This is a genomic window from Methanobrevibacter sp. (assembly GCF_030539555.1).
Classification (GTDB): Archaea; Methanobacteriota; Methanobacteria; order Methanobacteriales; family Methanobacteriaceae; genus Methanocatella.
This window is the reverse complement of record NZ_JAUNXX010000052.1, coordinates 1-10,684: the sequence shown is the minus strand read 5'-3', so window position 1 is coordinate 10,684 and position 10,684 is coordinate 1. Positions and strand designations below refer to the sequence as shown.

Genomic DNA, 10,684 nt, shown 5'->3' with positions numbered 1-10,684 from the left:
CTTAATAAAATTATAACAAAGATTGGAGAAAATATGAAAAAAAAAATATAAAAAAAAAAAAATATAAAATTTAATTTCGAATAAAAATTTCAAAAGATTCACAAAAATAAAAATATTAAAAGAATAAATAAAAAAATCGACTCTCTGATTGAAAAAAGAAAATCATATACCAAACCAACACCTCAATTTAGAAGAGGCTTTAAGGATTATGATATATTATACCATGCATCCAAAGGAAAAGGTGGCCGTGGAATAAGTGCTGAGAAAATGAAATCAATGGCCAAATGGATCGAATACAATCAGGAAATTGACGAAATGCATTCAGACATTAAAAGAATTGAAAATAAAATGATAAAAAAAATAATTAAAGAAAGTGATGTAATTTTAGCCACAAATTCATCTGCAGCCCTTGAATCCATTGCAAAAACCAAATTCGACGTAGCAATCATTGATGAAGCTTCACAAGCCACAATTCCAAGCATATTAATTCCAATTGCAAAAGCACACAGATTTATCTTGGCTGGAGACCATAAGCAGCTTCCCCCAACAATAATAAGTTCCAGAGCAGGTGATCTTGAAAAGACACTATTTGAAGCATTGATTAGAAAATATCCAAACAAGTCACAGTTACTGAATGTGCAATACAGAATGAACAGACTTTTAATGAAGTTTCCAAACTCAGAATTTTATAACAATAGCTTAAAAAGTGATTCTAGTGTCGATAAAATCAAAATAAGTGACATTATTGGTTCAAATTATGATGAAGAAGCATTACTGTTTATGGACACCTCCAATATTGACAACAAAGAAGAGCATTTAAAAGATTCGAAATCAATTATCAATAAATTAGAAGCAAACATTGCAGTCAGTGTTGCAAATGATTATTTGACTGCTGGTGTTGATGAATCAGACATTGGAATAATCAGCCCATATGCCGATCAGGTAAAAATTATCCAAAACAAAACTCCAGTTGAAGTCAAAACAGTTGATGGCTTCCAAGGTCGGGAAAAAGAGATTATAATTATATCCACAGTAAGAAGTAATGATAATGGAAATATTGGATTTTTAAATGATTTGAGAAGATTAAATGTTGCAATAACAAGAGCAAAAAGAAAATTAATAATAATAGGAAACAAAAACACATTAAAAAACAATCCGACATATGAAAGGTTAATTGAATTTGTTGAAAGTGAAAACCTGCTGGTAAAAATTTAGGTATACCTAAACTTTATATATTATGAAATGTAAATTATTATTAGAGACAAAATTATTTGAACTCTAAACTCTTAATTGAGGTTTTGATTTTTCAAAACCCTCTATAACTTTCAACCTCAAATATTCCCTCAATTAAGAGTTTTTCTTCTGCCACTTTTTTTAAATTATAAATACTATTAATAATAAAAATAAACCTTGAATATTCATTTTTATTTAAAATTATTTACGGTGATTAATTATGGCTGATAAAGTACTCTTAGCATTCAGTGGTGGATTAGACACCTCCGTTTGTGTTAAATTATTAGAAGAAAAATACAATGTAGAAGTTATTACCGCATGTGTAGATGTGGGACAAGGCGAAGAAGAAATGGAAAAAGCAAAAAATAGTGCAGCCAAAATCGGCGGATTAAAACACTACAACATAGATGCTAAAGAAGAATTTGCAAACGAATACATCGCACGCGGAATCAAAGCAAATGCAGAATATGAAGGATACCCATTAAGTACAGCTTTTGCAAGACCATTAATTGCCCAAAAACTTATAGAAGTCGCTGAAAAAGAAGGAGCAACAGCCATTGCACATGGATGTACCGGAAAAGGAAACGACCAGTTCAGATTTGAAGCAGTTATTCTTGCAATGTCCGATTTGGACATCATTGCACCAATCAGAGAAATGAACTTAACAAGAACTGAAGAAAAAGCATATGCAGAATCCAAAGGAATTGAGTTAAGTTATGATAAAATTTACAGTATCGATGAAAACCTCTGGGGAAGAGCAATTGAAGGAGATGTCCTAGAAGACCCTGCAAATGAACCTCCAGAAGACATTTACGAATGGACTGCATCATGGGAAGATGCTAAAGATGAACCTGAAAAAATATCTATCGAATTCGAAGAAGGTATTCCTATTGCAATCAACGGCGAAATGATGCCTTTAATCGACATTATTAAAAAATCAAACGAAATTGCAGGATCCCATGGAATCGGTAGAGTAGACACTATTGAAAACAGAATGATTGGTATTAAAAGCAGAGAAATCTACGAAACCCCTGGTGCAAAATTATTAATTGCAGCACACCAAGCATTAGAAGAATTAGTCTTAACCACTGATGAGTTAAGATTTGCTGAATACATGTCTACACTTTATGCAGACCTTGTTTACAGAGCCCTCTGGCAAGAACCATTAAGAGAAGATCTTGACCAAGCAATCGACAAAATGCAGGAAAGAGTAAGCGGAGAAGTCGTAATGAAAGTGTTCAAAGGTTCAATCCAACCGATAGTTAGAAAATCTCCATTCAGCTTACACAGCATTGAACAGATTACATTTGAAGACAAGGAAACCGAACAGAGTGAAGTCGAAGGTATGATTAAATACCACGGTCTTCAAGCAAGAAATTATCAAAAATTAAACAGATAGCTTTTAATAGCTATCATTTTACTTATTTTTTTATTGCTTCAATGAAATATTCATTGAAAAAGCCTTTATTGAAATCAAAAAGATTTATAAAATCAGAATCTATAATATACATTACACACCAATCATCTTTATCCCTAATTCCACGACCATAAGCCTGCATTATTGACATCACTGCCTGATAGTAATACCAAGACTTATCTAAGGCCTTTCTATATTTGACTTGTTCATTCAATTGAGGATATGGGACCTTGAAAATAATCTGAAATCTGCACAAATCACCTTTAAAATCTACGCCATCCTTTATTGAAGCGCCTATTAAAATCAAGTTTTTATCAGACTCAGCAAATTGCCTTAAAATAATATTTCTATCATCACCACCGACAAACATCAATGGATAATCTTTTAAATTTTCAATTATCCACAATGCCTGTTCATTGCTTGAGGTGTGGATAACTCCTTTTTCGTTATGATGCCTATCCAACAATTCCTTGATTTTTGAAATTGCCCTATCATTTTTCCAATTCGGAACCCCACGAGTTTTTCCACTCATGCTTGCTACAAATTCCGGATATATCGGTCTTTTAGAAACATCAAATGGTGATTTTTGATAGATATAATAAGTTTCATTAACATCTATATTATTCCATTGGCAGAATTTTTCCATGTTTCCCAAAGTTCCTGTCAGAAATATGCGGACATTGCCCAATTCCAATAAGTTTTGAGTATCATCAGAAACTGAGAATGGTTTAAACTCAGCGGATATGTCCATTTTACCGCCCAATATGTCATTTCGATTAGGCAAATCAATAATCAAATCATCAGCCGCCAACCCCAAACTGATTGTTGCAAATGATTTCATGTCAGTTTCCAATCTTTGCTTTTCGATATAATCCTGACTTGAAAATTTTGAGGGGTCATTTTCAAATTCATCCAATGTAACCTGAACATCTCTTTTATGTTCTCCATCAATCTCCCTAATGCGCTCTTTACAAACATTAATCAAATCATCACACAGTTCAATCCAATAATGAGAATCCCTTTTCAGACGGTTGAAAGAAATGGAATTGTTCATCATAGATTCAAAAATATCAATACCGAATTTTGTTGAAATATATTCACGACTTAAACTGTGCGAAGACAACATCAACATTTTACGCTCCAAATTATGGGCTTCATCCAAAATTAACAGTTCACGAGAATCCAGCAGCTTATTTGCAACACCCATATAATAAAAGAAATCATAATTGGTAATGACATTATCGGCATCAATCGCATGCTTAAAAGCTAATTTAAAAGAGCAATCATCACATTTTCTCAAATTATATTCATCCTTAATACAAAAATCACAACTTCCATTATAGTTGCAGGGATAATTTCCTTTACCCTTAATTTCAACAAGCATATCCTCAAAATCATCCAAATACTGCTCCTGAAGTTGTTTTGTCATTGTTAAAATGTATGAATCATCATACATATTGGCAAGCGTTGTTGCGATTGCAGACTTGCCCGTACCGGTACCGGCTTCCAAAATAATATTTTTATAGCCTTTGCTAATGGCATGGTTAATTTTATTGATTAAAACAATCTGACTATTTCGCGGATTATGTCCTTTAAATGACCAGTAAATCATCCAATCAAGATTAGACTTATCAATATCTTCTGTCAATGTGTTCGCCCACCATTTTAATAACAACTTTATAATAATATTTTATGGAAAAAATATTTAAACATTTTTAAATGTTTTAAAATGCATAATAATTAACATGTCAAAAATCAATCAATTACAGGAAATTATTGACTCATCAGACAATATTGTCTTTTTTGGAGGAGCAGGCGTTTCAACAGAAAGCGGAATTCCAGATTTCAGGTCTGAAAGTGGAATCTTTAAAAGTCTAGAGAAATATGGGGACACGCCGGAAAATCTGGTTTCACATACTTACTATACTGACAATACAGAAGAATTTTTCAATTATTATAAGGAAAATCTCATCTTTAAAGATGCAAAACCCAATTCTGCACATATTGCACTTGCAAATTTGGAAAAAACCGGAAAGTTAAAGGCAGTTATAACACAAAACATTGATGGACTTCATCAAAAGGCAGGAAGTGAAGAGGTCATGGAACTTCATGGAAGCATCCATAGAAATTATTGCCAGATTTGCGGTAAAGAATATGGATTAGATTATATTTTAGAAAATGAAGGTATTCCCAGATGCGAATGTGGAGGAATTGTAAAACCTGACGTAGTATTATATGAAGAGCCACTGAATAATGCCGTTTTAAGCTTTTCAATAGATTATATTCAAAATGCTGAAACATTGATAATCGGAGGAACTTCACTTGTCGTGTATCCTGCTGCAGGCCTTATAAACTACTTCAACGGCGAAAATCTAGTATTGATTAATAAAAGTGAAACTCCTTATGATGAATTAGCCACATTAGTCATTAACGATGCCATTGGAGAGACTTTTTCCCAAATTAAAATCTAAAGATTCAGGTATTAAACTAATTCCATCCAACTGGTTGTCACATTTATAAACGAGTATTTCAACACCCTCCCCATATGCTTCATTTAGCGTTTTGGAAAAGATAGGGTCATTATCCCAATTCGGTCTGAATGAATTTCCGGCAGGATGTTGAATTAAAAAAAATACACAGCAACGATTTCCATCTTTTTTAAGTTTTATTAATTCATTCAAGTGTTTTGCACCCCTTTCGGTGGGGGCATCAGGGAATCTCGCTTCACCATCAATCACCAATGTAACTCCCTTAACTTCAACATAACAAGAATCAACCAAAAAATTCATTCCGCAACAATCATCCTCACGATTTGCAAGGTATATATCAATTCTTGAATTATCAACTGTTTTTTCCCTTTGATGATAATCATAACCGGCAAGCTCTTTTATTTTTCCATCAATAATTGCATCATACACAATACTATTTGCTTGTTGGGAGTAAAGTGATACCAAAACCCCTTTGTTTTCAACAAAGTGAAGTGAAAATTTGGTTTTTCGCTTCGGATTATCAGAAGGTTTTAACCAAACAGTGACACCCTCAACCAGAAGCTCTTTACATCTGCCCGTGTTTGGAACATGTGCTATTTCTAAAGCTCCCTCAACTTCAACTTCCGCAATGAACCTATTTGGTCTGTTTAAAAAAATTCCTTTAACATAATCCATCTTTTATCACACTACCAATATGTGAAACTAAATCCGTTGCAGAAAATCCATTTCCTTTAATTTCAAATGCCCTATCACCAGCAAGGCCGTTAATAAAAGTAGCCAAACTAGCAGAATCGAAAGTGGATAAATCCTGTGCAAGTAAACTAGCAGATATTCCTGCCAATGCATCGCCAGTTCCGCCAACAGTCATTCCAGAATTGCCTGATTTGTTAATTTTAAACTTATTTTTAGACAATACCAAATCATATTGTCCTTTAACGACAACAGTTCCTTTAATTTGGCGAGTGATTTGTTGAAACTCAGTAATGTTTTCATCAACTTTTCTAAAATCATAAGAATCAATGTCCAATTTTAAATCATCACCAATATTGAAAAATGATTTGAACTCAAAAATATGGGGAGTTAAAATAATATCCTCACGATTTTTGATTAAAGATAATTCAACTTGCTTTAAGGCATCAGCATCCAGAACTATTGGTTTTTTAATTTTTGTAACTAAAACATTGAATAATTTTGAGGTATCCTCATCAATTCCTGCGCCAGGACCAATCAATATTGCATCAACCTTCTGAGAAAGTTTTAAAATTTCATCCAAATGAGATAAAGATAATTTATCGCCGTCAAGTGATTTGACTATTAAATCAGGAGATGTTGATTTAATTGCTTCAGCGGATTTGCTCGGGCTTGCAACGTATACCAAATCTGCACCAGCACCAATAGCAGCCATTCCTGCAATAGCTGGAGCACCAGAATAGTCTTTATTGCCCCCCACTACAAGCAAACTACCATTATTTCCTTTATGTGATTTGGGATTTCTATTTTTAAGTCTTAAAAAGTCACCATAATTAACAAAATATTCCGCTTCAAAAGGAATTCCAATGTCCGCAGTTACAAGGCCACCAACCACCTCTTCATCAGCATCCCTTATGCCAGTTTTGATTTTATGAAAACTGATTGTATAATCTGGAATTACTGCCATATCATCAATATTTCCTGTTAATGGATCCATTCCAGAAGGAACATCAATACTTATTTTCAAACCATTGGATTCATTGATTACTTCGATAGCTCTTCTAATATTGGTTTGCAATTTACCTTTAATTCCAGTTCCCAGAAGCCCATCAACAATTATAAATTCGGATTTATCCTCATTTGCAACTTCACAATTATCAATATCATCCAATGTTTTTAAATTTAAAATATTTAAACGAGACAGACGTGGTTTCATATTATTCAGAATTTCCAGATTGGTCTTAGCATCTTGAGAATGAATATTATCCTTCAACATGTAAATATCCACATCGTAGCCCCTATTTAATAAGTAACGCGCCGCTACAAACCCGTCACCCCCATTTCCACCAGAACCTGTGAAAATTACTACTTTAACGGGTTTTGAAAATGCATAAACTGCAATTTTACCTACCTCTTCTGCTAAGGATTTTCCTGCAGATTCCATTAGACATAGTCTTGATAACCCCAAATATTCACAATTATAATCTGTAACCATCATATCAATAGGATCCAAAAAATCACCTTTAAATTAAAATATAACAACTTAATATAAATATAATTATCTTAAGTTAAGGAAAAAACATCATGAGAAAAATAACAATTAGACTTTTAACAAGATTACCTACACAATATGTAACAAGCGGAATAATGTTAATCATTGCATTATTTGTCTATGGAATTGTAGGTTCTTATTTTATAATGAAATTAAATCTCATTGATTCAGTTTATTATGCTGTCATTACTATGGCCACTGTAGGTTATGGAGACTACACCCCCCATACTGGAATTCAGAAGATTTTTGCAACTACATTAGCTTTGGGAGGAGTGGCGCTACTTGCATATGTATTTAATATAATGTTAACAAGTTTTCAGGAAAAAATGAGCACATATTCAAAAGGAGCAAGGAAGATGAAGACAATTAGTAAAATGGACGATTATTTTATTCTTTGTGGTTTTGGAAGAGTTGGAAAAGTAGTATTTGATGAATTGACAAAAAGAAATCAGAATGTCATCGTGTTTGATAAAAGTGAAGAAGTATGTGAAAGTATTGAAGAAAGTGATTCAGTTGTTGTTATTCAAAAAGATGCTACTGAAGATGATTTGATATCCAGATTGGCCGGAGACAAATGCAATAGTGTAATTGTAAGTATTGGTAATGATGTTGATAATTTATTTATTGTTTTAACAATCCGTGAAACAAATCAGGACACATGGATTGTATCAAGGGCCAGCAAACTGGAAAACATTTCTCGTCTTAGAAAAGCGGGTGCGGATAAAATTGTATCTCCAGAAATAATCGGAGGAAAGGATTTATACTACGAGTCAACAAGACCTCATGTTTTAAGATTAACCGTAAGACACACATCTGATGAGATATTCAATGAATTTGAAATAATTAGTAAACATGGATGCACTCTTGAAAACATTGATTATCACATACCCGGAGTTGAAACCCCCCTAAAACGTAAAATCAATACAATGAATTTGGAAGACGGTGCAAGATTCAACGACTATTTAAACAATAACACTGACGCAAAAGCAGCAATAGATAATTTATATGATTGTGTAAACAATATCCACTCTCATTTAATTTCAGGTCCTGACAGAACAACTTTTGAGAAATTAATTGAGGATTTAGAAAAGAATGAAGAAATTATCGGTAAAAATTTAACAAATAAAGAGATAGCAAAAATAACAAGAGAAGAATTAGAGAAATAGCTTCTCTAATTTTTAATTGTAATTCTGCTTACTTTTGATGCATAATATCTATCATGACCAGAAAAGATTACAATATTATGAACACCAACGCTTAATTTGGAAGTATTGAAATTAACAACACCATTATTCGTTTTGAATGTATATGTTTTATAATTACTTCCAGTGAACAATTTAACCTTTATAATAAGGCCATGAATAGCTTTATTTGTGGCTTTATTTTTAACAGTGATTTTAAAAATTTTTGAATTGTTGAGTGAAGCTACAACTAATGGAGCAGTAACAGTAGTCTGAATTTTAAACTTGTTAATGTATCCGAATTTATAAAATCCTAAAAATTTTTTGCTTGGAGCTATTGGAAGGCTATTTTTGCTATAAAAAACATTTCTAAAGTAAATATTATCTTTTAAATAACCTGTACTCCTACCTACAAGTTTACCATTGTCATTAGAACTATATACATTAACTAGAGATGTTGTTGAACCCTCTTTTGTTGTTGCTTTCCAATGATAAACCACAATATCTCTCCTGTTAACCCCATAAGGATCAGTAGCCGCAATCTTAACAGCAGCATTTACAGGATTTTTATCAAAGGAAGAGTATTTGCCAAACCTAAAAGAGTCTTTTGAGTTAGGAACGGAAATATATTCGCCGGGATTTAATTTTCCTATTTTATATCCATTAACCCATACAATAGCATACAATCCAGTTGGAGATTTGATTGCAACATGGCCTATATTATACCCTATAGATGCCAAATATTTTCTAATGGTTATTAATTTAGCTTGTTGTATAACACCAGACTTTACCATAGATCCTGCTAATTTTTCAATTGCAAGATTAGTTCTTGGAGCATCAGCGCTACCTGTGGCAATATGCCACCCATCAGCAGTTGTTATTGAATGGAACGAATATCCCCCATTAGTTTTATATTGTTTTATTGCCAATCTACCATACCAAACAACAGGTTTGATTGTCATGTCTGCCGCATAGGTAGAATCTCTTCTAAAACCTGTCAAACTTTCTGAAGAAGTAACCTGCAGATAAATAGAACAGCACCCCATTTCGGAAGTGGGTTTAATTTTTAATGTAGCCGTATTTTTAGAATTTTTATACAATGCATTCTTTTTTTGGTCATTACTTGAAATTGAAACATGAACCCTATACAATCCCACATTTAAATTTTTATTTAAAGTTGCAATACCGTTCTTATCAGTTTTTGCATAAACTGATTTGAATAATTTTTTTCCAGAATAGACTTTGAATAATACTTTAATTCCACTTATTGGCTTTCCGGTGACCTTATTTATTACCTTTGTCTTGAAAAATAAATCGGAATTATAATATGTGCTATAATCATTAACATTTAAAGAAGTGGGTGCTTTTAAAACTTTAATTATTGAACTATAATGACTAGAGGAATAATTTGAGTCACCCTCAAAATTAATATTCGCTTTGTAGGTATTTGGTTTGAGATTTAAATTCAAAACGATTTTACCATTTTTATCAGTAATCCTTGTATATTTTTTACCATCAAAGGATACAGTTAATTTTTTATTTTTTAGAGGTTGTCCGGTATGATCCTTCAAATAACCAACCAAAGCTGTTTTTTCACCATAATACACCGACAGCGCATTAGATTTAATAGACGTATTTGTAATTTTATCAACCTGAGCTTCACCAGCATCAGCAATTAATTCAACATCACTACACTCAGAAAAATCAACATTACCATCATCAGAAGAAAGAGTGATGTTTTCAGAAGCTGAAATAATTCCAATACTTAAAAACAGAAGCAATAAAATAAAAATTGTAAAAAAAGTATTTTTCAGATTAAAGTTCATTACTCTCAATCCAGAAAAATAAAAAAGAGAAGAGAGTTAAACTCTCTAGAATAAATCTTGTAAGTGGATTTGGTAAGGTCCTAAGCTTCCGCCATAGTTACCTGCACCAATTTCAATAACACCCGGTACTTGGCAAGCAGCTTCAATACCTGCTTTCATAGCGGCTTTAACGGATTCCTCATCTACACCATCAATAACGATTTCCATGTTTCCGAATACGTTTTCTGGCAATTCAGTTTCCACTTGATCTTTTAAAGTTACACATTCTTTTTCGTTGGTAGATGCACTCATGAAGG

General features: G+C 32.7%; 8 protein-coding genes and 1 pseudogene. 4 read left to right on the top strand and 5 right to left on the bottom strand.

What is annotated here, in order from left to right:
- Nucleotides 1-96: 96 nt before the first annotated feature.
- Complete coding sequence (locus Q4Q55_RS08270; RefSeq protein ID WP_303372350.1) at nucleotides 97-1,215, top strand: IGHMBP2 family helicase; 1,119 nt, start codon at nucleotides 97-99, stop codon at nucleotides 1,213-1,215.
- Between the two features lie 238 nt (nucleotides 1,216-1,453).
- Complete coding sequence (locus Q4Q55_RS08265) at nucleotides 1,454-2,632, top strand: argininosuccinate synthase (RefSeq protein WP_303372349.1); 1,179 nt, start codon at nucleotides 1,454-1,456, stop codon at nucleotides 2,630-2,632.
- 22 nt (nucleotides 2,633-2,654) lie between these two features.
- Here the strand turns inward: Q4Q55_RS08265 and Q4Q55_RS08260 are convergent, their stop codons facing one another.
- Nucleotides 2,655-4,262, bottom strand: a complete 1,608-nt coding sequence (locus Q4Q55_RS08260; protein WP_368660150.1) for a helicase C-terminal domain-containing protein — start codon at nucleotides 4,260-4,262, stop codon at nucleotides 2,655-2,657.
- Between the two features lie 133 nt (nucleotides 4,263-4,395).
- On the opposite strand from Q4Q55_RS08260, the gene Q4Q55_RS08255 reads away from it, so the two are divergent.
- Nucleotides 4,396-5,121 (top strand): NAD-dependent protein deacylase, encoded by a 726-nt coding sequence (locus tag Q4Q55_RS08255; RefSeq protein ID WP_303372347.1) that lies wholly within the window; start codon nucleotides 4,396-4,398, stop codon nucleotides 5,119-5,121.
- On the opposite strand, the gene sfsA is transcribed toward Q4Q55_RS08255, so the two are convergent.
- Both sfsA and Q4Q55_RS08245 read right to left on the bottom strand, forming a co-directional pair.
- Nucleotides 5,071-5,814: a DNA/RNA nuclease SfsA gene (gene sfsA / locus Q4Q55_RS08250; protein ID WP_303372346.1), complete on the bottom strand. Its 744-nt coding sequence runs from the start codon at nucleotides 5,812-5,814 to the stop codon at nucleotides 5,071-5,073. The genes Q4Q55_RS08255 and sfsA overlap by 51 nt on opposite strands.
- Nucleotides 5,801-7,342: an NAD(P)H-hydrate dehydratase gene (locus tag Q4Q55_RS08245; protein ID WP_303372345.1), complete on the bottom strand. Its 1,542-nt coding sequence runs from the start codon at nucleotides 7,340-7,342 to the stop codon at nucleotides 5,801-5,803. Before Q4Q55_RS08245 ends, sfsA begins: the two co-directional genes overlap by 14 nt.
- Before the next feature lie 71 nt (nucleotides 7,343-7,413).
- Here Q4Q55_RS08245 and Q4Q55_RS08240 point away from each other — a divergent pair, with 71 nt between their 5' ends.
- Nucleotides 7,414-8,547, top strand: a complete 1,134-nt coding sequence (locus Q4Q55_RS08240; RefSeq protein ID WP_303372344.1) for an NAD-binding protein — start codon at nucleotides 7,414-7,416, stop codon at nucleotides 8,545-8,547.
- A 5-nt stretch (nucleotides 8,548-8,552) separates the two neighbouring features.
- Here Q4Q55_RS08240 and Q4Q55_RS08235 read toward each other — a convergent pair whose 3' ends face one another.
- Nucleotides 8,553-10,343, bottom strand: a complete 1,791-nt coding sequence (locus Q4Q55_RS08235) for a hypothetical protein (protein ID WP_303372343.1) — start codon at nucleotides 10,341-10,343, stop codon at nucleotides 8,553-8,555.
- Nucleotides 10,344-10,433: 90 nt separating this feature from the next.
- Nucleotides 10,434-10,684: pseudogene (locus Q4Q55_RS08230) on the bottom strand (formylmethanofuran--tetrahydromethanopterin N-formyltransferase); the annotation flags it as partial.

What these genes read in the sequence shown, in the direction of transcription:
- Q4Q55_RS08265 (WP_303372349.1), top strand. Translation starts at nt 1,454, where the DNA reads ATGGCTGATAAAGTACTCTTAGCATTCAGTGGTGGATTAGACACCTCC.
- Q4Q55_RS08260 (WP_368660150.1), bottom strand. Translation starts at nt 4,262, where the DNA reads ATGATTTACTGGTCATTTAAAGGACATAATCCGCGAAATAGTCAGATT.
- Q4Q55_RS08255 (WP_303372347.1), top strand. Translation starts at nt 4,396, where the DNA reads ATGTCAAAAATCAATCAATTACAGGAAATTATTGACTCATCAGACAAT.
- sfsA (WP_303372346.1), bottom strand. Translation starts at nt 5,814, where the DNA reads ATGGATTATGTTAAAGGAATTTTTTTAAACAGACCAAATAGGTTCATT.
- Q4Q55_RS08240 (WP_303372344.1), top strand. Translation starts at nt 7,414, where the DNA reads ATGAGAAAAATAACAATTAGACTTTTAACAAGATTACCTACACAATAT.